At 62.4% G+C, this 24628-nt stretch carries 17 protein-coding genes; 10 read left to right on the forward strand and 7 right to left on the reverse strand.

What is annotated here, in order from left to right:
* Positions 1–4 precede the first annotated feature (4 nt).
* Positions 5–928, reverse strand: coding sequence for a DMT family transporter (locus AC0GUR_RS12620; RefSeq protein WP_472877832.1), 924 nt, complete (start codon positions 926–928; stop codon positions 5–7).
* A 109-nt stretch (positions 929–1037) separates the two neighbouring features.
* Between AC0GUR_RS12620 and AC0GUR_RS12625 the strand changes: the two genes are divergently transcribed.
* Together AC0GUR_RS12625 and AC0GUR_RS12630 are read left to right on the forward strand one after the other, a co-directional pair.
* Positions 1038–1547, forward strand: coding sequence for an Lrp/AsnC family transcriptional regulator (locus AC0GUR_RS12625; protein WP_472877833.1), 510 nt, complete (start codon positions 1038–1040; stop codon positions 1545–1547).
* A gap of 308 nt (positions 1548–1855) precedes the next feature.
* Positions 1856–3250, forward strand: a complete 1395-nt coding sequence (locus AC0GUR_RS12630; protein WP_472877834.1) for a sensor domain-containing protein — start codon at positions 1856–1858, stop codon at positions 3248–3250.
* Between the two features lie 140 nt (positions 3251–3390).
* Here the strand turns inward: AC0GUR_RS12630 and AC0GUR_RS12635 are convergent, their stop codons facing one another.
* From AC0GUR_RS12635 to glk (AC0GUR_RS12650), 4 genes are all read right to left on the reverse strand, one after another.
* Positions 3391–5694: a family 20 glycosylhydrolase gene (locus AC0GUR_RS12635; protein WP_472877835.1), complete on the reverse strand. Its 2304-nt coding sequence runs from the start codon at positions 5692–5694 to the stop codon at positions 3391–3393.
* Between the two features lie 22 nt (positions 5695–5716).
* Complete coding sequence (locus AC0GUR_RS12640; protein WP_472877836.1) at positions 5717–7558, reverse strand: glycoside hydrolase family 9 protein; 1842 nt, start codon at positions 7556–7558, stop codon at positions 5717–5719.
* Between the two features lie 279 nt (positions 7559–7837).
* Complete coding sequence (locus AC0GUR_RS12645; protein WP_472877837.1) at positions 7838–10669, reverse strand: TonB-dependent receptor; 2832 nt, start codon at positions 10667–10669, stop codon at positions 7838–7840.
* Positions 10670–10887: 218 nt separating this feature from the next.
* Positions 10888–11925, reverse strand: coding sequence for a glucokinase (gene glk / locus AC0GUR_RS12650; protein WP_472877838.1), 1038 nt, complete (start codon positions 11923–11925; stop codon positions 10888–10890).
* 708 nt (positions 11926–12633) lie between these two features.
* On the opposite strand from glk (AC0GUR_RS12650), the gene pxpB reads away from it, so the two are divergent.
* The 6 genes from pxpB (at position 12634) to pcp (ending at position 17760) form a co-directional block, all read left to right on the forward strand.
* Positions 12634–13329 (forward strand): 5-oxoprolinase subunit PxpB, encoded by a 696-nt coding sequence (gene pxpB, locus AC0GUR_RS12655; protein WP_472877839.1) that lies wholly within the window; start codon positions 12634–12636, stop codon positions 13327–13329.
* Positions 13326–14315, forward strand: coding sequence for a 5-oxoprolinase subunit C family protein (locus AC0GUR_RS12660; RefSeq protein ID WP_472877840.1), 990 nt, complete (start codon positions 13326–13328; stop codon positions 14313–14315). The genes pxpB and AC0GUR_RS12660 overlap by 4 nt, the downstream gene beginning before the upstream one ends.
* A 67-nt stretch (positions 14316–14382) precedes the next feature.
* A complete protein-coding gene (locus AC0GUR_RS12665) occupies positions 14383–15159 on the forward strand; it encodes a LamB/YcsF family protein (protein ID WP_472877841.1) in 777 nt (258 codons plus the stop codon).
* Positions 15156–15851, forward strand: a complete 696-nt coding sequence (locus AC0GUR_RS12670) for a DUF969 domain-containing protein (protein ID WP_472877842.1) — start codon at positions 15156–15158, stop codon at positions 15849–15851. The genes AC0GUR_RS12665 and AC0GUR_RS12670 overlap by 4 nt, the downstream gene beginning before the upstream one ends.
* Positions 15852–15853: 2 nt before the next feature.
* Positions 15854–16822 carry a 5-oxoproline transporter, DUF979 family subunit gene (locus tag AC0GUR_RS12675; RefSeq protein WP_472877843.1) on the forward strand — a complete coding sequence of 323 codons (969 nt, stop codon included), beginning with the start codon at positions 15854–15856 and terminating at the stop codon, positions 16820–16822.
* A 284-nt stretch (positions 16823–17106) separates the two neighbouring features.
* Positions 17107–17760 (forward strand): pyroglutamyl-peptidase I, encoded by a 654-nt coding sequence (pcp, locus tag AC0GUR_RS12680; RefSeq protein WP_472877844.1) that lies wholly within the window; start codon positions 17107–17109, stop codon positions 17758–17760.
* A 78-nt stretch (positions 17761–17838) separates the two neighbouring features.
* Here pcp and AC0GUR_RS12685 read toward each other — a convergent pair whose 3' ends face one another.
* Together AC0GUR_RS12685 and glk (AC0GUR_RS12690) are read right to left on the reverse strand one after the other, a co-directional pair.
* Positions 17839–20634 carry a TonB-dependent receptor gene (locus AC0GUR_RS12685; RefSeq protein ID WP_472877845.1) on the reverse strand — a complete coding sequence of 932 codons (2796 nt, stop codon included), beginning with the start codon at positions 20632–20634 and terminating at the stop codon, positions 17839–17841.
* Between the two features lie 98 nt (positions 20635–20732).
* Positions 20733–21791 (reverse strand): glucokinase, encoded by a 1059-nt coding sequence (glk, locus tag AC0GUR_RS12690; RefSeq protein ID WP_472877846.1) that lies wholly within the window; start codon positions 21789–21791, stop codon positions 20733–20735.
* Between the two features lie 421 nt (positions 21792–22212).
* Between glk (AC0GUR_RS12690) and AC0GUR_RS12695 the strand changes: the two genes are divergently transcribed.
* The gene (locus AC0GUR_RS12695) at positions 22213–23499 is read left to right on the forward strand and encodes a sugar MFS transporter (RefSeq protein ID WP_472877847.1); all 1287 of its coding nucleotides are present in this window, start codon (positions 22213–22215) and stop codon (positions 23497–23499) included.
* 69 nt (positions 23500–23568) lie between these two features.
* Positions 23569–24621 (forward strand): LacI family DNA-binding transcriptional regulator, encoded by a 1053-nt coding sequence (locus tag AC0GUR_RS12700; protein ID WP_472877848.1) that lies wholly within the window; start codon positions 23569–23571, stop codon positions 24619–24621.
* The last annotated feature ends 7 nt before the right edge of the window (positions 24622–24628 follow it).

Below are 24628 nucleotides of genomic sequence, written 5' to 3' on the forward strand. Positions count from 1 at the left end.
CGGTTCAATGCTGCTTGGCCGGCGTAGCGACGACGGGCGCAGCGGATGCACGCGGTCGACGCCGCGCGTTGGCCAGCACCACGCCACCCACGGTCAACACACCGCCCACCAGGGTCAGTAAGGTCGGGCGCTCACCCAGCCACACCCAGCCGATCAGCACAGCAATCGGCGGCGAAAAGTAGATGAAGCTGCTCACCTGCGATGCCGCTGCACGATGCAGCGCGGCGTTCCACGCGATATAGCCGATGAAGGTGGGCGCGATGCCCAGCCACAGTAGTGCAGCGATGTGCGAGGCAGGCGCTGAGACAAGCGCCTGCGGCAGACCCAGGCCGAACGGCAAGGTGCCCAAGGTGCCGGCGAAGAACGTGAAGGCGGTGACGCCCAGCATGCTGTTGCGGGCAAAGAACGGTTTCTGGCCGACAAAGAAGATCGCCGATGACAACGCGCTGACCAGCACCAGCGCCGCCATTGGCTCAATCTTCACGTCTTTGCCGCTGGTAAGCACCACCACGACCACGCCCAACAGCGCCACTGCCAGCCCGGTCAGGGTGCGATTCGACAACCGCTCACGCAGCCAGATAGCAGACAACGCCGCAGTAATGGCCGGCACCAGCGAGATGATGATGGCTGCCGTGCCGCTGGCCACTCGGGTTTCAGCGGTATTGAGACACAGGTGATACACGCTGAGGCCAATCAGGCCGAGCACGGCGAGCTGCGGCCAGTCTCGGCGGGCGGGCATAGGCACCCGCTTCACCAGCATCAATATGGCGAAGCACAGCGAGCCAATGGCCAGGCGCGCAAGCGCCACTTCGCCAGGCGTGAATGAGGCCAATGCATAGGCAATCGCGGCATAGGCCGACGACCAGGTGAGCAGGGCGATGCCGATGTAGCTGAGGGCACGCCCGTCCAGGCGTTCCGGGGTCTGCATGGTGGGGATTCCGGTGGAGGGAAACGTGTGCATCGTAAGGCGGACCATGGTGCGCTTGAATGATGAACCAGCGTAGGATGGCGATGTTTCGCTAACGATCGAAATGTCGATGAACGCAGTTACCTTTGAATCGAAACCGTTTTGGGACGCTACCGATTGGGCGCTGCTGGAAGCCCTGCAGCAGGACGCCCGCCTTGGCTACGCCGAGCTGGGACGCAAGGTGAAGCTGTCCGCTCCGGCGGTGGCCGAACGCGTGAAGCGCATGGAAGAAGCCGGCGTGATCACGGGCTATCGGGCGATGGTGAACCCGCGCAAGCTGGGCTATGAAATAGACGCCATGATCCGGCTGCGTTGCGACGGCGGCACCTGCGCGCGCGTGGGCGCGCTGGTGACGGATATTCCCGAGGTGCTCGACTGCCGCCGCCTTGCCGGCGAGGACTCGGCCCTGTTGCACGTGGTGGCTATGTCCATTCCGCACCTGGAGACGGTGCTTGACCGCCTGCTGAAGATCCACCCCAGTGTCAGCACCACCACCCTGATCGTGCTGCAGACCTCTCATGAGAACCGGCCCCTCACGCGAACCATGTGGAATACCGGGCGCTCGCTGCTGGAGGATTAATTCCCGGGGCTGCCGGATACCCACACCTTCGCGGCCGCCAGCACCCAAGCTGCCGCAATGGGCGCATAAGTGACGCGCCGCCTTCCGACGGCCATCGGTAACCTGCTCTACCGCCGCCCCTCAGAACGCCTATATTGGGGACCGTCGTTCCGCTGCTTGGCCTCAGTGCATGCCTGCCTGCCGCGCCATCACCACGCCTCGCCCCCTCGACTCCCCGGGCTTGGCCACCGCGCCCGTCCCCGTGCGGCACACATCTTGCGTGCTTTGTTCGACCCGCCCTGCCGGATATCTCGAGTAGATCGCGCACGATGGAAAGACAGGCACTCACCCAGCTCGGCAAGATCATGGATCTCCTGTGGGATGCCATTTGCGTGGTGGATGCGGACGGTCGCTATGTGTTCGTCAGCGCGTCCTTTGAGCGCATCTTCGGTTACAAGCCGGACGAGGTGATTGGGCAGCGGATGATCGACCTGGTGCATCCGGACGATCGTGGGATCACGCTGCAGACCGCCGCCGCGATCATGGGGGGCCGCCCCCAATCGCACTTCCAGAACCGCTATATCCGTAAAGACGGCCAGATCGTGCACATCATATGGTCGGCGCGCTGGTCGGAAGCTGATCAGGTTCGTATCGCGGTCGCGCGTGACATCACCGAACTCAAGCGCGCCGAATCGATGACCGCCGCGCTGCATGCCATCTCCGAGGCCGCGCACGCCGCCGACAACCTGCCGGCACTGTATGAACAGATCCACTGGATCATCGGCGGACTGCTGCCGGCCAACAACTTTTTTGTGGCCCTGTATGACGCGCGCCGCGATGAAGTGAGCTTTCCGTACTTTGTGGACGAGCGTGATGAGCCACCGTCACCCCAGCCGCTGGATTCAGGCACGCTGACTGCCGAACTGATCCGCCATGGGCAGGCCATGCTGTTGACGGCTGACTCGCCGACTGCGCTTTCGGTACCCGTTCATGGCACCGACGCGTCGCAATGGCTCGGCGTTCCGCTGACCAGCCGTGGCAGCACGGTGGGCGCCCTGGTGGTGCAGAGTTACTCCAGCGGCATCCGCTACACCGAAGCAGACAAGGAGCTGCTGCAGTTCGTTTCCACCCAGGTGGCCTCCGCCATCGAACGCAAGCGTGCCGAAGCGCGGCTGCACCATATCGCACGCCACGATCCACTCACCGACCTCGCCAATCGTGACCTGTTCCACCAGCAATTCGAGGCTGCACTGGAAAACGTCATGCGGTTCGGCGGCAATCTCGCGCTGCTCTATTTCGACCTGGACCAGTTCAAGCAGGTGAACGATCGCTTCGGCCACCACGTGGGCGACCTGCTTTTATGCGAGGTCGCACAACGTATCAAGAGCCATCTTCGCGAAGGCGATGTGGTGGGCCGCATGAGCGGTGATGAGTTTGTGGTGCTGCTGAGCCACCTGCAGTCCACTGCTGACAGCGTTTCGGTAGCTGAAAAACTGCGCGCCGCGCTCAACGAACCGTTCCATCTGGCGGATCGTTCACTGCAGATTTCCACCAGCATTGGCATCGCCACCTATCCGCTGCACGGCGACGATCCGCGCGAACTCACCCGCGCCGCGGACTACGCGATGTATCAGGTCAAGAAGAACGGCGGCAATCAGGTGCGTATCGCGGGCTTGCAAGACATCCAGACCCGGAGCATTTCGGATCTGGGTCATATGTCCTGACCGCCACAGCCGGATGTAGAGTTTCCGGCGATCCATCGCGTAGACGTAATCCCAATCGCCGGGATCGTTCGCCAGCAACATCAGCGCGACGGTGCATCCGCGCAAGGCATCGACCGACGCCAGACGACGGAACGCCGTACTCAAGGCGACGTCTGGCTGGCCGGTAACAGTGTCACTGCGCCGACGCCGTAGATCGGTCCGGTGATCGGCGAGGTGAACACCATGCACAAGTCATGCGTGCCCGCTTGCTTCGCCACGGCACCCTGAAGTGTGAACGTGGCAGGCTCATCCGTCGGCAGCGGCATCGAGGCAAGTTCCTTGCCTTTGCAGCTGTCCATGCGCACCACCAGCTCGCCTTGCGGTGCGGTTGCCGGGTGCGACACCACCAGCTTGGTGTCGTGCGCCAGCTGGAAATTGCGCGGCAAGGTGGCTGTTTCCACACGGATGGCGGCAATGCCGTCGAGCCGGGCCGCACGATACACGCGGCAGGCATCGAATACGTTGATCAGATAAGTCGGTGCCATGCTGGTGGCGTCGGGCATGGGTTGCACACGCAGTCGGAAATCGCTGCCCGGGCAGTTCTCCAGCTCACCGGTGCCACGTGTGCGCAAGGTCGGTAGGTCGATAGCGCGCGAACGCACAGCGGCCAGCGCCGTGCCATCGTCCGCCAGCGCAACCGCCTTGACGGTGGTCGGCAGGTTCACGGTGAACGGGCGGACATACAAAGGCGACGTGGCACCCGGCTCGCTGCCGTCGGTGGTGTAGTGCACAGCGCCGAATTTCGCCTGGTTGGACAGAGTGACGCTGGCATGGCCACTAGCGATGGCTACGGTGCGGTCGACGTTGATGGAGGGCGCGAAAGCGCCGTCGCCATAGGCCACGTCCTGCACGCGGTAGCGCGCCAGCTGGGCCGGCATGCGAGCAAGAAACTGATGCCAGTTGCGCGCCTTTACTGGTGTCCATGCGGACTCGGCCAAAGCGTCCATACGCGGAAACACGGCATGTTCGACATGGCGAAGCGTGGGCATGTGTTCGGTCCACATATTGGCCTGCATGCCGAGCACGTGCTTTGCCTGAGCCGCGTTCAGCGCCTTGGGTACCGCTTCGAAGTTATAGAAACTCTCGAGCGACATGGCCGGCAGGCGGCCGGTGGTTTCGTCATTGCGATCGCTCTGCATCTGGTCCAGATACAACTGCGGCGCGGGCGACAGCACCACGTCGTGGCCAAGCTTCGCCGCGTCGATGGCACCCTGCGTGCCACGCCACGACATCACGGTGGCGCTCGACGGCAGACCGCCCTCAAGAATCTCGTCCCAACCGATCAGGCGGCGGCCGTGCGTGTTGAGGTAGCGCCCCATCTGTTCGATGAGCCAGCTCTGCATGGCGTTCTCGTTCTTGATGCCCAACGCATGCATGCGCGCCTGCACTGTGGACGAGGCTTCCCACTGGTCCTTCACCGCTTCGTCGCCGCCCAGATGGATATAGGTGGACGGGAACAGCGCCATCACTTCGTCCAGCACGTTCTGCAAGAACTGGATGGTGTGATCGTCGACATTGTAGAGATAGGGGTGGACGCCCCAGTCAGGCGATACCGGCGGGCGCCTGCCAGTGACACCCATTTCCGGATAAGAGGCGACCGCAGCCTGCGCGTGACCGGGGATGTCGATTTCCGGCACCACGGTGATGTGCCGCTCGGCCGCGTAGGCGACAATGGCGCGGATCTCATCCTGCGTGTAGTAGCCGCCGTAGGGCTTGGGCGCGGGCTGCTTGCCGATGGTGGGTGGCGTGCGCCACGCGCCGATGCGCGTGAGCTCAGGGTAGCGCTTGATCTCGATGCGCCAACCCTGGTCGTCCGTGAGATGCCAGTGCAGCACGTTGAGCTTGTGCTGTGCCATCTGATCAATGACCTTGCGCACTTCGTCGGGTGTCTGAAAGTGGCGGGCCGAGTCGAGCATCATGCCGCGCCAGGCGAAGCGCGGTTCGTCGCGAATATGCACGGCCTCGATGCGGACGTCGCCGCTACGGCCATCGGCTGGCGTCAGCAACTGCCAGGCGGTGACTGCGCCGTAGTACAGGCCGGCTTCGTCACGAGCAGTGATGGTGATGCCCTGCGAGGTGACGTCGAGCGTGTAGCCTTCCGCACTGGAGATAGCTGCTTGTGGATCGCGCTTCAACACGATGGCAGCGCCTTGTACCGGCGCTGTCTTTACCTGCAACGGCAGATGTCGCGTACGTGATACGAGGCCGGCCAGATAGTCCGCCGTGCGTCGGGCATCTGCGTCGTTGGCATCAACCACGATCGGCGTTTGTGCGGTGACGGTGAACGGCTCGCCTGCCATGCTCAGCTGGGCAGGCATGGGAATCAGATCAACCCGGCTCGCGCCGTGGGCCGCCCATGCAAAACTGCTCAGGGCGAAGCACAGCAGGTAACGTGTCTTTGTCATCGGTCGTCTCGCAGCGTCGAGATTAATCGTGAGGGAGGCTGATGGCGAACAGATACCACGCATCGTGCGGTAGCCATTGTTCCGTCCAACGCCAGTCATCGTCTTTGCCCGTCTGAGCGTAGCCGAGATCGAAGGCGATGCCTTCCTCATCGGTCAGGCCAGACGTGATGCCGTTGATGATGGCCCCGGGCGCACTGGTGTACATGTAGGAGTCGAAGAACATGTAGGGCGCGTTGTGGTGACCGCTGCCCATCAGCATGCTGCTGTCGTACGGGTTGCGGCCCAGTATCCAGTGCAATTGGTTCCACGCGTACACCTGCAGCTGGTGTTGAAACGCGGCATCGCCAGCATCGGAGTACAGCGGAGCAGCGATGCGCGCAGCGGCGGCCAGTGAGGCCAATCGCGCGTTCTCTCCCTGCCACCATGGCGCGGCTTCTGTGTCATGCGGGAAGAAGAACGCGGCCCGTACCTTGCCACCGCCACCGCGCACCAGCTGGCGCGCATAACCGAACGGATTGGCGACTCCTGCCGTGGTGGCCAGCTCGGATTCGAGCGAGCGCTTCACGATCTCGCGTACTTTCACCTGGCGAGGGGCATCTGCTATCGAGGCGTACTCCACCAGCGCAACCACCGGCAAACCGGCATCGGATGGATGGAAGAACGGTCGCGTACCGTCATCGGCGCGCCAGTAATCGCGATGGCCATCGTGGCTGATCAGGCGCGCCATCAAATGCTCTGCGCGCCGATCTGCCGCCTTGCGCCACACTTCGTCGTGCGTGGCCCGGTATAGCTCCACTGCGGCCAGCAAGGCGCAGTAGTCGTCGACAATATTTTCCTTGCCGTCATTGGTCAGCTCGTGGTTGTGCGCATCGAGGAAGCGGTACGCATCCACGGCGGCCTGCAGGTAATCCTTCGAGGTGTAGTCGCCCTCGACGCCGGTGCTTGCCGCCAATGCCAACGCGGCGATGGCCATGCCGCCGCCTGCGCGAAAACTTGCCTCGAAGGCATGCGGACCATGTGCCGGCTGCACGATCTTTCCGGTCTGATCGCCCGGTTTGAGCTTGATCTGCGTGCGCCAGTTCGGATCACCAATCAGGCGATCCTTCGGCAGCTTGCCGGACCCGGGGCCGACAATGGATTGGTAGAACGACCCATCTGGTCGTTTGTCGCGAACAAGGAAATCCGCGCCGAACAAGCCTTCGTCGAGCAGGCGACGTTCGTATTCGCGAAAGTTCGAATCGTGACGCGCTTCCAGCTGCCGCCACGTGCGCAGCAAGCTCCACGCAGCCAATGGCACCTGCTGCGGGTTGAAGAAACTGGTGGGATTCTGATGCGACAGGTGGATGCCGTAGTCGCCGGTGGCGTCATACCAGCCGCCATGCAGATCAAGCGTACCCGGCTGGCCATCCGGCCGCGCCAGATGCGTGTCGACCTTGTCCAGCAAACCACTGGAACGCTGGCCCTTGAAGTAATAGATGACGTTGGAGAGCGTGTGGCGTTCCAGCACGTTGTCCTGCACGTCGAAGGTCGACGAACGTGCGTCCTGGTCGCCTTCGTGCAGGCTGACGTAGTAGTGACCTGGCTTGGTGAGGCCACTGAATTCCGCGACCGCGTACTGCTCGTCACCCCAGCGGGCCACCTTGCCCACCGTAGTGAGGCTGCCCTGCCAAGCCTGCTCACCGGTATCTGCGTTGATCACGCGGAAGGACGATAGCGACGATCCAGGTGGCTCCTTGACCACAGCCTGTTTGGCGGCTTTGGTGTCGTAACCCACCTGATCAACCAGCACCTGCCATTCCGATGCAACGGCGGAATGGGTCATGACCAGCAGCAGAGCAACCGCAAGACGGCGACATCGCTTCACGTCATCGACTCCAGCAGGTTTGGGGGAAAGACCGGTGCGTAATCCGTCGACCCGGCGGTGCATTGCTTAGCCCTCACCGTCATCCCCGCGAAGGCGGGGATCCAGTGCCTTTAAGCGCTAGGCGAAACCAAAAGGCGCTGGATCCCCGCCTTCGCGGGGATGACGGTGAGGTAATAGCAAAGCCGTGCAGAACCTCTCGACTGACTCTAAGTCATATCCCCAACGAAAAATCGGGCCCGGCAAGTGTGCCGGGCCCGTTCTCGGGGAGGAAGCCTCAAATCAATACTTGAAGTTCGCGGTCAGGTAGTACTGCCGGCCGTTCACGTAGTACGAGTTCAGCTGATTGCCGTAGGCCGGGTTGGATGTGTAGTAGCGGTACTTGGGATTGTTGAGGTTCATGGCGTCGAAACGCAGCGACATCCAGTCGGTGACGTTGTAGCCCGCCGAGAACGCCAGGTTGCCCACGCCCGCCTGGTAGTACGTGTCGGAGCGGCTCACGCCGTCGAAGAACGAAGAGCGGTAGGTGTAGCTGATCTTGGCGTTGAACATCTGGTTTTCGAAGTACGCCGACACGTTGTAGGTGTTCTTCGAAGTGCCCTGCAACGGTGCGCCATTGTCCGCATGACCTTCGGCGTAGGTGTAGTTGGTCTGCACACCCCAGTTTTCGCCGATCGGCTGGATGTAGTTCAGCTCGAGGCCCTTGACGTTGCCATTGACGTTGGTCGGCACGCTGACCTGGTAGGTCGAGAACACGTCGTGACCGGCAGCCTTGCTGGCCGGCTGATCCTTGAACAACAAGTTCTGGTTACCAAAGTTCACGTAGTTACTCAGCGCCATGTTGTAGACGGCAGCCGACACCAGGCCGCGCGGTGCGAAGTACCACTCCAGCGCCGCGTCAAAGTTGGTGGACACCAGCGGCTTCAGCTGCGGATTACCACCGGTACCGGTGTGGGTCAGGTCGGCCAGCGAGTACGAACCAGCCATCGCGGAGTAGTCCGGACGGGTCAAGGTCTGCGAGCCGGAGAAGCGCGCGATCACGTCGTCGGTAAGGCTGTAGCGCAGGTTGAAGCTCGGCAGCACCTTGTCGTAGCTGTGGTTGTAGTTGTTGACGTAGTACGGGCCGAACGCCGAGCCGGTGATCGGGCCCTGGGTGGAGTACTGCGACTGCGCACCCGAGTTATAGGTGATGGCTTCCTTGGTGTAGACGTAACGCAGGCCGACGTTGCCACTCCAGCGATCGCCCGTGAAGTTCGCCTGCACGTAGGCAGCCGTGTCTTTTTCGTTGACCTTGTAGATGTTCTGCCAGTTGAAGCGCGTCACCGGGTCGCGGTTGGCGAACTTGGCATTGAATGCCGCCAGGTCACCCTCGCTGTAGTACCAGGCGGGGCCCGGGCCGTTGACGCCGAGGTTGCTGTTGAAGCTGCTCGGATAGTTGGACCAGCTGGTCGGGTAGTTGGCGAGGTTCTGCCAGTCACCCTGCGGGCCTTGACCGATGTCGGTCTTGTTCTCGCGCGTGTGGTCGGCGTAGCGGATACCGAAGTCCAGCGTGCTGAGGAAGATCGGCGAGCTGTCGAAGGCAAGTTCGCCGTCGAGCTGGCCGAAGTTTTCCTTGTCGGTCACGTGGATGTCCTGGTCGCCGAAGATCCAGCCGGCGGAGGGCATGATGCCCGACGGGGTGGTGTTGTCACCGCCGATGGCCCAGTTGGTCGGCCTGCCGGTGCCATTCATGTTCCACGAAGCGCCAGCACCCGCACCATAGCCGAGTTCGAGCACGTTCTGCGCGTTGCTGTTGCCCTTGCCTTCCGTGGTGCCGATCTGGCCGGTGAAGGTCAGGTGGTCGTTGTAGCGCCACTCGGCATCCAGGGTGGTGTACTTGGTGGACGAGGACGCGCCAGGACGGGAGATCTGGTCGTACACGCCATAGGGCGTGTTGGCGCAGGTGGTCGGTGCCACCGGCGGCGTGGCGCTGGGATTGCCTGCATCGCAGATGCCCGTCGCACCCGGGGGCGCAAAGGTGGCGTTCTTGAGCATGTTGCCCGACACGGTATAGCCCGGCTGCAGGCCGACGCCGCTGGGAACAAACTTGCTCGCCCACAACATGTAGTTGCGGTTGTAGTTGTCGGCGGTGAGCTCAGAGTAGAAGCTGTTGAGGTTCAGCGTCAGGTTGTCGAGCGGCTTCCATTCGAGATCGATCAAGCCGCCCTTGCGCGTGCGCGTCTGCGTGAACAGGGTCTGGCCGATCAGGTTCGGGTAGTAGACGCCGGCGAGATCCGGGTGCGCCACGGCGACGGGATCGGTCTTGCCGATCTGGCTGTAACCGCCAACGATTTCCTGACCGTCACGCTGCAGGCTGCGCTTCTCGTAGAACGCCTGGGCCAACACGCCAAACGTGTTGTCGTTGTTCTTCCAGTTGAAGAGGCCGTTGAACTGCGGCTTCAGGTCACCCGGCAGATCGGAGTAAACGCCACCGATGGAACCCTGCATGGTGAGCGGCTTGGCGAATTCCAGCGGCTTGCGCGTAGAAATGTCGACCGTGCCGGCACTGCCGCCTTCCTGCAGCTTGGCTTCGGAGGTCTTGTGCACCGTCACTTCGCTGACGACTTCGGCCGGCAGCAGCGAATAGCTGACGCTGCGGCCCACGGTCTGCACCTGGTTGAGCACAAACCAGTCGCCAGTGCCCACGGTGTGACCGTTGATGAGCGTCTGGGTCATGCTCGGGTTGGTACCGCGCAGAGCCACGCGATCGTTTTCGTCGAAGCCGCCCTCGCTGGCGCTGGACGAGCTGATGTTGACGCCGGGCAGACGCTGCAGCGTATCGGCCACGTTCTTGGCCGGCAGCTTGCCGATGTCTTCGGCGGTGATCACTTCAATGTGACTGTCTGAGGCCTTCTTGATGCTCAGCGACTCGGCTTCGGAATCGCGGATACCGACGACGGTAACGGTGCCGAGTTCCTTGGCCTTGGTCTTGTCGGCCGAAGGCTGTGCGGTGTCCTGGCTGGCAGTAGCCGCGGCGGGCTGCGCTGCCGGTGCGCTATCAGCGGCGTAGACAGAACCGGACAAACACAAGCCGGCGACGATGCTGGCAGCTAGCAGAGTTTTGCGGTGTGACATGGTTTCCTCCCCTCAAAAGGCATTACTGCAGCGGATGTCATGGGTCGTCCGGCTGCAACGTGGCGGTCTGTTGGGCTTGCGCCCGGTTCAGTGCAACGGCGGTCTTACTTCGGTACTGGGTATTTCTCTTGCCCGGAGTCCGTGGCGGCACTCCCTGTGGTTCGCGTTTTGGATAACGCTTCCTCGTGCTTCCTCCTGCCCAAGGGCGCGAGGCAGCGTCAGGACGGGGTCACCCCTTGCTGTCCGTCCAGATACAAACCCGCCGCACCGATCACGCCGTGCTGGCCGTGTTCCATCAGTCGTACGGGAACCTGTTGCAGAAAGGCGCGCATGACGCCTTTGTTGAAGAAGCGTTGGCGGAAGCTGCTGGTCAGCAGCACGTCGCGGATTTGCGGCAGGATGCCGCCGGCGAGAAACACGCCGCCGCGGGCCCCGTACAGCAGCACTAGATCGCCGACGAAGCTGCCGAGCAGGCCGCAGAACACCTCGAGCGCTTCGATGGCCGCGTCGTCGCTGCGTTCCAGCGCCGCTTGCGTGACCTGACTGGGCGCGTTGAGCACCGGCGCCTGACCGCGCAGCGCGCAGATCGCGCGATAAAGGTTCAGGAGGCCGGGGCCGGACAGCGCGTGTTCGAACGAGACATAGGCGCGGTCGCGCGCCAGGTAACGCAGGATTTCGATCTCCCGTTCGTTGCCGGGCGCCAGCGCAATCTGGCCCGCTTCGGTGGCGAGCACGGTGGCATGCGGTTTGCCGGGCAGCAGCACGGCGGAACCCAGACCGGTACCGGGGCCCATCACCAGCACCGGACCGACCGCACGCGGTGCGGTGGTATCGATCACCGGCGTGGTATCGGCCTGGCTCAGAAACTGAGTGGCGTAGGCCACGGCTTCAAAGTCGTTGACCACGGCGAGCTGTTCGATGCCGAGGCTGTCGCGGATGTCGCGGATGGAGACCGGCCACGGCAGGTTGTCGTTGACGATGGCGTCGCCCAGCACGTAGCCAGCACTCGCCACCGCACAGCGGTCCACGTGCACAGTGCGATCGAGCTGACCGACGAAGTCTTGCAGCACCGCGGTAAGGCTGGGCCAGTCGGCGCAGGCGTAGCGGTGGTACTGCAGCACGGTCACCGGACGCGCGCCGTCCGGCTGCTGGCTCACCAGCCCGATGCGTGCGTGCGTTCCTCCGACGTCCGCTGCGAGAAACATGGCTTCTTGCGCCAAGAACTCACGCGTACTGCGCCTGACCCCTTCGCCCACTGCGACCCCCTCGTCACCTTTACGTCACGTTTTTGTAACCGCGACCTGATTTTGACCGGAGTCTGGTAATGACTGACAACGTTGTCAATATTCCGGCAAAAGCGACCCCACTATGCTCGTGCGGCACGACAGCATTGTTCCGGAGCGCTCATGCCGATTGCGCCCATGACTCCAAGATATCATCCTGTTTTTATTTATTATTCTGTGCGCTAATGAGTTCCGTTCTTCGTGGCGCGCCGCGCCACGGACTGATGTCCTGAATGGTCAGGAGAGCGCCTGCCGCACATTGAAATGGGGGGAATAGCGGCCATGAAAATGGCCGCCATGACATGCTTGACGCGAATATTTGACAACGTTGCTAGATCGCAGAGACACGCGAAATGTCAACGTAACTTCACATCACGCCGACTCATCTCGTCGCGGGCTTGGCGGGGCGTACACACGCAAAAGCATGCTGAATGCGCGTGCAGTTCATGATGGGAATCGCAGAACATCGCGACATGCTCAGAGGCCATCCGATGCCACCCCTGCCATGACGCAGGCTTTTCGCGCGAGGACGACGCACCTACAGTGACTACCGATGCGCTGTGCGCAGTGACGACATCACCTCGCAAGCGATGCACCCGACGATGCGAAAATCCAAACCATTCCCGTTGATCAAACGCGAGCATGTGTTCGCTCACGCCATAGCCTGAATTCATGGCGCCTATGATCGAGATCGAACCGCTCGCGGAAGATGCCTGGCTGCTGCGCTTTGGCAACACCATCGAGCCCGATATCAATGCGCGCGTGCATGCGGCCGCACAGTTGCTGCGCGAGCAGATGCCTGATGTCGAATGCGTGCCTGCCTACGCTAGCCTACTCGTGCGATTTGACAGCACGCGAAAGCAGAGCGATAGCGAAGCGCTTTTACCGCAGCACCTGCACAACACCTTGCTTTCGATGCTAGCCAACGCGCCCGCTTGCGCAGATGTTGCGCGCGAGGTGGATATCCCCGTGTGGTACGGCGGCGATGCGGGTCCGGATCTGTCAGCCGTCGCTGCGCACGCACGGCTCACGCCCGATCAGGTGATTGCACGACACTGCGCGGCGACCTATCACGTCGCCATGCTCGGTTTTGCACCGGGATTTCCCTATCTGCTTGGTCTTGACCCCGCACTCGCCATTCCCCGCCGCGCTGATCCGCGCCTTAGTGTTCCCGCAGGCAGCGTCGCCATTGGCGGCAACCAGACGGGCATCTATCCGCAAGCGCTTCCCGGTGGCTGGCAACTGATCGGCCGCACGCCATCGAAACTGTTCGACTTGCATGACGCATCACCGTCACTACTGCAGCCGGGTGACCGGGTGCGCTTTCATGCCATTGGACGAGATGAGTATGAAAAGCTGATGGAGGCGCGTGCATGAGCGTGCTCGTCATCAAGCCCGGCCTGCTCTCCAGCGTGCAAGACGGTGGCCGCACCGGCTACGCAGCGCTCGGCGTCGGCCGCGCAGGCGCCATGGACTGGCCCGCCTGGCGATTGGGCAACGCGCTGGTCGGCAACACCGGCGACGAGGCCGCGCTAGAGTTCACCTTGCTGGGCCCCACACTGCGTTTTGAGCAGGACGCGGTGATCGCACTCACCGGCGCCCATGTCGAAGCGCGCGTGGACCATCAACCCATACCCGCATGGACCCGCTGCGCTCTCCCTGCTGGCGCCGTGTTGCATTTGGGCGGCATGCGACACGGCTGCCGCAGCTACCTCGCGGTGCGCGGGGGGTTCGACACGCCCGTCGTGCTCGGCAGCCGCAGCACCGACTTGCACGCACGCATCGGCGCTTTCCATGGCCGCGCGTTGCAGGCACAGGATCACCTGGCCATTGGCGCCAGCGATCCTTGCCCATGGCTGCGCCCTACCGGCGCTGCGCAGATACTTTCATGGGGACTCGACCCACAGCCATGGCTGGGCTATCACAACGCACCTCTCGCCATGATGCGTGGCCATCATTTCGATGCGCTCGATGCGGCCTCGCAACACGCGGTATTCCACACACCCTACGTCATCAGCAAAGACAGCAACCGCACCGCCAGTCGTCTCGAGCACGCGCCACTGAACCTGCAGCATCCTCTGGAGCTAATTTCAGAGGCCACCCTGCCCGGCACCCTGCAACTGCCACCGTCAGGGCAACCGATCCTGCTGCTGGCGGAAGCGCCGGTCACCGGCGGCTATCCCCGCATCGGCCAACTGGCGGCCGTGGACCTGCCACGCCTGGCACAGCGTCGCCCGGGCGATACCGTATGCTTCAGGGAAACCACGCTGGACGAGTCACTGCAACGACTGGCCCGCCGCCAGCAACGATTGCATCGGACACTCCGTCATATCGAACAACGGCTTGAGCGAGGGGTGAGTTAAGGGGAGTGGGAAGTAAGAGACAAGCGGGGTGTTCTCTCACTACTCACTTCTCTTCACTATTTTCAGCATGAAAACTATCGACATCAACAGCGACCTTGGCGAATCCTTTGGCGCATGGCGCATGGGCAACGACGATGCACTGCTCGCCGTGGTCAGTTCGGCCAACATTGCCTGCGGCTTTCATGCGGGCGACCCGGACATCATGCGCCACACCGTAGCGCTGGCCGTACAGCATGGCGTGGCCATCGGCGCGCATGTATCGCTGCCGGATCTGCAGGGCTTTGGCCGCCGCGAGCTGGCGGTGACGCCCAACGAAGCCTATGCCATGACGCTGTACCAGATCGGCGCGCTGCATGCGTTTGCACAGGCAGCCGGTGCACCGCTGCGCCATGTGAAACCCCATGGCGCGCTGTACAACATGGCCGCGCGCGACAGCCGCCTGGCCGACGCCATCGCCAGTGCCACGCGCGATTTCGATCCCAACCTGCGACTGTTCGGCCTGGCCGGCTCGGCCCTTATCGACGCGGGCCTGGCGGCTGGCCTGCCCGTTGCCGCCGAGGCCTTTGCCGATCGCCGCTATCGCGCCGACGGCTCGTTGCAACCACGCCGCGAAGCCGATGCCGTCATCACCGAGGGCGATGAAGCCATTGCGCAGGCCATGGCCATGGTTCGCGAAGGCCAGGTGCGCGCGGTAGACGGCTCCATCGTTGCGCTGCAGGCAGACACGCTTTGTGTGCACGGCGATGGTGCGCATGCCGTTGCCTTTGCGCGCCAGCTGCGCGCGGCACTGCAAGCCGCCGATATCGTCATTGCCGCACCGCAAAGCACAGGGCACACCGCATGAACTATTGGCCGTTGCTGGGCGTCGCGGCGATTGTGATCGGCTTTGCCCTGCGCCTCAACGCCGTACCCGTGGTGGTCAGCGCCGCCCTGATCAGCGGCTTGCTGGCGCACCTGCCGGTAACCGACCTGCTCGCCCTGCTCGGCAAAAGTTTTGTCTCAGCACGCATGCTGTTGTTGTTCGTACTGACCCTGCCCGCCATCGGGCTACTGGAACACGCCGGCTTGCGTGAGCACGCGCAACGATGGATGGCCCGATTGCGAGGGTTGACCCTCGCGCGACTGCTGATCGGTTATCTGCTGGTGCGCGAGCTGCTTGCCATGCTGGGCCTGACCGGCGTAGCGGGTGCCGCGCAAACCGTGCGCCCTTTGCTGGCGCCGATGGGCGAGGCTGCGGCGGAAAAGATTCTTCCCACGCTGACCGATGATGATCGCGACGAACTGCGTGCAGTGGCGGCGGCTACGGACAACGTCGGCCGCTTCTTTGGCGAAGACGTCTTTATCGCATTGGGCGCGGTGCTGCTGATTCAGGGCTTCTATGCGCAGCACGGCATCGATCTGACGCCATTATCGATTGCACTGTGGGCGTTGCCGACGGCGATTGCGGCCTTCGCGATCCAATCGGTACGCATCTGGCTCTACCAGCGCCGACTGCAACGTCGCGCGGCACTGCTGAACAGCGGCGAGGCACGCTGAGCATGCTTCGCATTGAATACGCGTATTGGCTGATTGCTGCTTTTCTGCTTTACACCGCCTGGCTCAACCTGCGCGAGGGACAGAGTTGGCGTGCCGCCTTCTGGCTGCTGCTGGGCCTGTTGTTTGGCGGTGGTGACTACGTGCTGGCGCAACAGCAAGCGGGTAACGCGCTGCCGGCACAGATCGCCGGCTGCATGGTGATCGCGCTGGCCGTGCTCGCGCCGAAGCTGCGTCGTCACGCACACCACGAAAGCGTCAACATCGGTGAACGCATCGCCTCGGCGATACGTTTGGGCCACAAGCTGTTTATTCCCGCATTGCTGATACCACTGGTGACCTTGTTCGTCGCACTGTTCGGCGCTCACCTCTCGATCGCCGGCCACCCCGTTTTTGCATCCGCGCAAATGACCCTGACCGGCCTGGCACTGGCCTGCGTGGTGGCCTGGCTGGTCGCGGCGCGCGTGGCACGCGCACCGCTGCGTCAGGGCCTGGTTGAAGGCCAGCGCTTGCTCGATGCCATCGGCTGGGCGGCTCTGCTGCCGTTATTGCTGGCGGCACTCGGCCAAGTGTTTACGTCCAGTGGTGTGGGCGCGGCGGTCGCTGCCCTGGCCACCGCCATACTGCCGGAAGGCAGCGCCTTCGCCTGCCTGCTGGTGTTTGCGCTGGGCATGGTGTTGTTCACCGTGATCATGGGCAATGCCTTTGCCGCCTTCCCGGTGATGATGGCGGGCATCGGCCTGCCGCTGCTGGTGCATCAGTACGGCGCGAATCCTGCCATTCTCGGCTCCATGGGCATGCTTTGTGGCTATTGCGGCACACTGGTCACGCCCATGGCTGCCGACTACAACCTGGTTCCGGCTGCCTTGTTGGAACTGCGTAACCCGTATGGCGTTATCCGAGCGCAGTTCTGGAGTGCGGTTGGGATCTTTCTGGCCACATTTACCATGATGTGGCTGTTGGTTTTTCGTTGAGCCTATTCGTCCGACGCTTGTGCCCAGTAGCGCACGCGCATCGCTCCTCACCGTCATTCCCGCGAGGCGCTTTTCAACAGCCGAAGGCTGGTCAAGCGGGAATCTAGCGCCTTTCGACTTGTCTCAGAGCTTGAAGGCGCTGGATCCCCGCTTGACCAGCCTTCGGCTGTTGAAAAGCGCCTCGCGGGGATGACGATGAGGCAAAGATAAAGGCTTTGAGGACATCAACTGGCCCCTGGATACATGGCCATTCTGAGCGCGGCCCAAGTGTAGAGATTCCTGTCATGAGCAAACCACCCCGCATTTTATTGACCGGCTTCACCCCGTTCGGTAACGAAGACATCAATCCTTCGTGGGAAGCGGTGCGCCAGCTGCACGACACGCACATCGCCGGCCATCACGTAATAGCGCAGCTGTTGTCGACGGCATTCGAGGATTCCCGCAAGACACTCGAGCAAGCGGTACAAGACATTCGCCCCGCCATCCTTATCGGTGTGGGTCAGGCGGGTGGCCGCAGTCGGCTATCCATTGAACGCGTCGCCATCAACGTGCAGGACGCGCGCATTCCAGACAACGATGGGGCACAGCCCATCGACGAGCCGATCATCGTCAAGGGACCAGCCGCCTACTTCAGCACCCTGCCGATCAAGGCCATGCTCGCGGAGCTACACGCCGAAGGCATACCCGCCGAGATCTCCAATACCGCCGGCACCTATGTGTGCAATCACGTCGCCTATCTCATGCTGCATCTGGCAGCGCAGCAACACGGCGCTCGTGCGGGTTTCATCCACATCCCCTATCTGCCATCACAGGCGGCGCGTTTTCCCAATGCGCCCAGCATGGCGCAGGAAGACGTTGTACGCGGCCTCTCCATTGCCCTGAAGGTTGCCGCCACCCGACACATCGACGACCGGCTCGGCGCTGGCACACTGGATTGAGCGGAGTCACGCGCTCCGTACTTAAAAAAAGGGCCTGGCAAAACGCCAGGCCCATAGCGGGGAGGTGTTGCAAACTAATCAGAGCTTGAAGTGTGCCTGCAGCAGATACTCGCGGCCGCTTTTGTACTCGTTCGCAAGCTGGGTCATGCTGGAACCGTAGAACTGCTTGTAGGTCGAGTTGAGCATGTTCAGCATGTCGAAGGTCAGCGAGAAGTGGTCGCTGAACTTGTAGCCTGCGGATGCGTCGAGCTCCTTGAAGCTGTCGGTGTAGGCATTCGGTGCACCGGCCACGTAGCCACCGGCGAGGTACTTGCTGCGGTAGTTGTACGAGATGCTGGCGGTGTATGGGCCGCGCTCGAAGTACGGTGCAAGCGTGTACGAGTTCTTCGAGTTGTACGGCAGCGGACCACCATTGCGCGTGCTGGAGTCGGAGTAGGTGTAGTTGGCACGCAAGCCGAAGCCGGTATCACCGAAGGCTTGCTGATAGCTGATGGCGGCGCCCTTCACCTTGGCGCGACCACCATTGACCGGCGCTGACACGCTGTATTGGCAGAATCCCGCGAGCGTACAGGAGCCGTTGTTGACCAGCATCTGGCCGGTGGGACCCTGGATCAACTGCGACCAGGAGCCGTTCTCACGACCCTGGATGGTGGCCTCGTTGACGATGTAGTTCAGCACATTCTTGTAGAAGCCGGAGATGGCAATCACCGACTCGGGGTTGAAGTACCACTCTGCCGACAGATCACCGTTGACCGAACGATACGGCTTGAGGTTCGGATTACCGGCCGTAGCGGTGAGCACGGTGTCGTTGGCTTCGAAGAACGGGGCGTACTGGTTGTACGGGGCATACGCGATGGTTTCCGAGCCAGCAGCGCGCAGGATGATGTCGGGTGTGACGTTCCAGGCGATGTTGCCCGCGGGCAGCCAGTTGTCGTTGGTGCTGCTGGAGCCCACGTAACCGAAGCCCGGCGGGAACACGCAAGCCCACGTAGAGCAGGTGCTCGGTACGTTGTAGCCCCACGAATTGATCTTGGTCTGCACCCAGCGCACGCCGAGGTTGCCGTGCACCGTGTCATTGCCGAAGTTCAACTGACCGTAGGCGGCGGTGTTCTCCTGCTTCACGTTGAAGGTGTTGTCCCAGTAGTCGACCGGGTCGTTGGCGATCAGCGTGTTTCCATCGAGCACGGCGGCGTAGATGGCATTGAAGCCCTGAGTCTGCACGTGGCGCACCGAGCTGCCGGTCAAGCCAATGTCAGAAGCGCCCTTGAGGTTGGTGAGGCCGCCGAAGCCGATTTCCGGGAGCGTCCTGTTCGGCACACCTTCGTTGTAGATCATCAGCGACTGGCTTTCCCAGTGCGTTGCCCAACGGGCACCCAGCTGCACATTGTTGAGGAAGCCGCCGAGAACGCCATCGAAGTCCTTGGTGAAGTCGAACTGGCCATACGAATCGCGCGCTTTGTACGGCTTGTAGCCGATGTTGCCGCCGAAGTCGTTGTCAGCCCAGTAGTTCGGATCGTTGGCAGTCACCTGGTTGGTGTAGTTGAAGCCTTTGTTGATGTTCCAGTTGAAGCCACCGCCGTAGAACAGTTCCTTGAATGCCTGACTGATGTCGTTGTACGAGGTGCTGATGCCCACCTGGCCGAACACGCGCCAGCCGTCACCCTTGTAGGTACCGCGCCAGTCTGCGCCCCTGGTGCGTATAAACGACTTGCGCGCGTCGTTATCCATGAAGCTCTGCGCGGTACTGCTGCAGGTGGTCGTGCTGAAGCACGGTGTGCCCACCTGGGTACCTGACGTCACGAGGCCATTGCCGTTCGAGGCGAGCTGCGAAATGCCGGCAAAATTGAAGGACGGGATGGGATACAGCGACACGTTGAGGTTGTTCAGCCGGTCGACCATGTACATCAGGCTGAGCGTAGTCTCGAAGCGATCGGTCGGACGGTATTCCAGGTTGATCAGCGCACTGCTGCGCTTCTCGGTCTGCTGGAAGTTGGCAACGTTGAGTTCGCTTGGCATCTGGTCATAGGGCTTGAGCTGGCCCGCCGCTACCTGTGCCGCAATGGCAGGGTTGACTGCCGCAATGTTGGCGACCGGCGTATAGCTGAAGATTTCCTGGCCCTGGCGGTCGGAGATCTGTTCGTAGTGCTGCAGCGACACGCCGACGCCGAAGGTCTTGTCGGCGTTGTGCCATGCATAGAACACCGAGGCGTTGGGCCGGCTCTTGTCAACCATCTCGTTGTAGTTCACGCCCACCGAACCGCTGAGCGTGTTGGACGGCACGTCGAGCGGCTGGATGGTGTGCATGTTCACCGTGCCACCCAGGCTGCCTTCGGGCAGGCGCGCCTCAGGGCTCTTGAAGATTTCCAGCGAGCCGAGGATTTCCGGCGGCAGCAACGAGTAGTTGAAGCCGCGGTTCGGGCTGTCGCCGTAAAGCCACATGGCCTGCGCCACCGGATGGCCGTCCAGGAAGGCCAGGTTGAGGCTGGGGTCGATGCCGTTGATGCTCACGCGCTGCGTAGCACCAAACAGGCGATCGAGCGTCACGCCCGGCACCTGCGCCAGTGCTTCAGCCACGTTAGTGGCGGGGAACTTGCCGATATCTTCGGCGGTGATGGCGTCGACAATGGCGTCGGCATTGCGCTTGGTTTCCAGCGACTGCTGCAAGCTGGCGCGAATACCGACCACCGTCACTGCCTCGAGCTGCTTGGCCTGTTGCGGATTGGCCTGCTGCTGACTGGGCTGCTGCTGACTGGTCGACTGTGTATTGCCGGTGCTGCTCGGGTTCGTCTGCTGGGCATCCTGCGCTTGCAGCGACATGGAGAAGCACAAGCCGGCGATGATGCTGGCGGCTAGCAGAGTTTTGCGATGTGACATGGTGTCCTCCCCTCGAAGGCGTAACAGCAGCGGAAGGTTGTGGGTCATCCGGCTGCGGCGTGGCTGTCTGGGCTTGCGCCCGGTTCAGTGCAACGGTGCTACGTGGGTCCTACAATCTCACCTTGGTTTGCGCTTTGGCCGTCCAAATACAAACCGGCTGCGCCGATCACGCCGTGTTGGCCGTGCTCCATCAGTCGTACGGGAACCTGTTGCAGAAAGGCGCGCATGACGCCTTTGTTGAAGAAGCGTTGGCGGAAGCTGCTGGTCAGCAGCACGTCGCGGATTTGCGGCAGGATGCCGCCGGCGAGAAACACGCCGCCGCGGGCCCCGTACAGCAGCACCAGATCGCCGACGAAGCTGCCGAGCAGGCCGCAGAACACCTCCAGCGCTTCGATGGCCGCGTCGTCACTGCGCTCCAGCGCCGCTTGCGTGACCTGGCTGGGTGCGTTGAGCGCCGGCGCCTGACCGCGCAGCGCGCAGATCGCGCGATAAAGGTTCAGCAGGCCGGGGCCGGACAGCGCGTGTTCGAACGAGACATAGGCGCGGTCGCGCGCCAGGTAACGCAGGATCTCGATCTCCCGTTCGTTGCCGGGCGCCAGCGCAATCTGGCCCGCTTCGGTAGCGAGCACGGTGGCATGCGGTTTGCCGGGCAGCAGCACGGCGGAACCCAGACCGGTACCGGGGCCCATCACCAGCACCGGACCGACCGCACGCGGTGCGGTGGTATCGATCACCGGCGTGGTATCGGCCTGGCTCAGAAACTGAGTGGCGTAAGCGACGGCTTCGAAGTCGTTGACCACCGCGAGCTGTTCGATGCCGAGGCTGTCGCGGATGTCACGGATGGAGACCGGCCACGGCAGGTTGTCGTTGACGATGGCGTCGCCCAGCACGTAGCCAGCACTCGCCACCGCACAGCGGTCCACGTGCACAGTGCGATCGAGCTGACCGACGAAGTCTTGCAGCACCGCGGTAAGGCTGGGCCAGTCGGCGCAGGCGTAGCGGTGGTACTGCAGCACGGTCACCGGACGCGCGCCGTCCGGCTGCTGGCTTACCAGCCCAATGCGGGCGTGCGTGCCCCCGATATCCGCAGCAAGGAACACCGCGGACTGCGGTGTCCAATGACGTGCCCCCTGACTGTGGTTGCCTTGCTGCGCCACCGCCATCCCCTCGTCATGTCTGCGTCACGCCTTTTGGCATGACCGATTTTTGACCGGAGTCTGGTAATGCATGACAACGTTGTCAATAAGTCGTTTTTTCATGCGAAACAACGATTTGGCGCGCGACAACAATCGCATCAATTCACGCGGCGCACGGTGTCTTGTGATGCACTGCAATACTTTGTTATTAATGCTCTTTTTACTCTCTGGCACGCGCTATGCTGGCGTCAGAATCAGCCTATTGCGGCGCAGCAAGACGCCTCGCAAATAGCAATTTCATGCCCTTCCATCGCACCGCTCCGGATGGCCTATTGCTGCCATAATTTGACAACGTTGCTATTAGCGCCGATAAAAGGTCATTCGGGGATTCGGGGCCGCAGAGGCCTCTTTGTGTTCGGCCATCCGGGGGAGCTTCACATCCATGTCTGCCACTACGCTAGCCGCCGGGGAGCCACGCTCTTCCAGTGTGGTGCCGATGCTGATCATCGGCGTCCTGTTTTTCATCTTCGGCTTTGTCACCTGGCTTAATGGCCCGCTGATCACCTTTGTGAAGCTGGCTTTCAACGTGGATGATGTCTCCGCGTTCCTGGTGCCGCTGGTGTTCTACTTCTCCTATTTCTTCCTGGCGATTCCATCGTCGAGCGTGCTGCGCCGCACGGGCATGAAGAAAGGCATGGGCCTTGGGCTGTTTGTGATGGCGATTGGCGCGGTGTTGTTTGGCCAGTTCGTCAGCATGCGCATCTTCTATCCCGCACTGGTCGGTCTGTTCGTTATTGGTGCTGGCCTGGCACTACTGCAAACGGCATCGAATCCTTACATCAGCATTCTCGGCCCCATCGACAGTGCTGCGCAGCGCATCGCCTTCATGGGCATCTGCAACAAGGTGGCCGGTGCGCTGGCGCCGTTCGTGTTCGGCGCGCTGGTGCTGTCTGGCATCGATACGTTTGATCAGCAGGTGAAGGCCGCACCGACGCCTGAAGCGCGCGAGGCCTTGCTCAATGCATTCGCCGCCAAGATCCATATGCCGTACATGATCATGGCCGGCCTGTTGGTGTTACTGGCGGTTTGGGTGGTCCGTTCGCCGCTGCCGGAGATCAAGCCGGCTGGCGCGAATGCCGAGGCCGACATCGGCCACGCCAAGGGTGGCATTTTCAGCTTCCCGCACTTGTGGCTCGGCGTGCTGTGCCTGTTCCTATATGTGGGCGCCGAAGTGATGGCAGGCGACGCCATCGGCACCTATGGCCAGGGCTTCGGCCTGCCGCTGGATGAGACCAAGCACTTCACCTCGTACACCCTGATGGCGATGCTGGCCGGTTATCTGGCTGGCCTGGTGCTGATTCCACGTTTCATTTCACAGCAGAGCTACCTGGCGGTGTCGGCGGTGCTGGGCGTGCTGTTTACGGTGGGTGCCTACGTCACCCAGGGTCACACCTCGGTGGGTTTTGTCGCGGCGCTGGGTTTCGCCAACGCCATGATGTGGCCGGCGATTTTTCCGCTCGCCATTCATGGCCTGGGCCGCCTCACCGAGCGCGGTTCCGCACTGTTGATCATGGCCATTGCCGGCGGCGCGCTGATTCCCCAGCTGTTTGTGCACCTGAAACAGCACTTCAATTTCCAGCTGGTATTCATGGCGTTGATGGTGCCCTGCTACCTGTACATCCTCTATTACGGCCTGAGGGGGCACCGGGTGGGCCAGCACGCCCCCTGAGCCGGGGCGCCGCCGTACCACGTTCCGCTGGGCTACGATGCCCATCCCTGTTCCCCCGGAGTCCCCACGTTGCGCAACCCCACCATCAAGGATGTCGCCAAGCGTTCGGGCGTTTCGCTCAAAACCGTGTCACGTGTGATCAACCGGGAGGCTTCGGTACGCGCGGACACCCGTGAAAAAGTCGAGCGCGCCATCGAGGCGCTCGGCTATCAACCCAACCCGTCAGCACGTGGCCTGCGCAGTACGCATGCCTATGCCATCGGCCTGGTGTACGACAACCCGAACGCGCATTACGTGATCAGCATGCAGGACGGCGTGCTGTCGGCTTGCCGCGAGCGCGGCTTCGGCCTGCTGATTCACCCCTGTGATTCGTCGTCGCCCGGCCTGGCCAATGAGCTGTGCGCGCTGGTCGAGCGCAATCGGTTGGCTGGCCTGGTGCTGGCACCGCCGATGTCGGAGCAGCCAGAGCTGATTGCCACGCTGACCGAAAACGACGTCAGCTTCGTTCGCATTATTTCCTCGCGCGACGATCCACACGATGGCGCGCCTTGCGTCTACATCGACGACCGCAGTGCGGCGTACGCGATCACCGAGCACCTGATCCAGATGGGTCACAAGCGCATCGGCTTTCTGTGGGGCGAACCGCACCACCGTTCCAGCCCGGAGCGCTACCAGGGCTATGCCGATGCACTGAAGGATTACGGCCTGCCGCTCGACAAAAAGCTGGTGCTGCCCGGCCGCTATGCGTTCGATGATGGCTTCCGTGGCGCGCGCAAGCTGCTGGCGTTGAAGGACCCGCCGACGGCGATCTTCGGCAGCAATGACGAAATTGCTGCTGGCGTGTTGGCGGCGGCGCGTTCCAGCGGGCTCGATGTGCCTTACGGCCTTTCCATTGCCGGCTTTGAAGACAGCCCGTTTTCCAAGCAGGCATGGCCGGCATTGACCACCGCGCGCCAATCCACCAGCGAGATCGGCCGCCATGCCGCGCTTCAGCTGATGGCTGAGTTGCAGCGCAAGGCCGGCGCCGCGGTGGAGCTGCCGCACAGCGAATGTTTTGTCCCCGAACTGGTGGTACGCGGCTCCACTGCACCACCCCAAACCCCGGCGCCCCGCAAAGGCTGAAGGCGCT

The organism is Dyella sp. PARNA 12/25 (assembly GCF_055702865.1).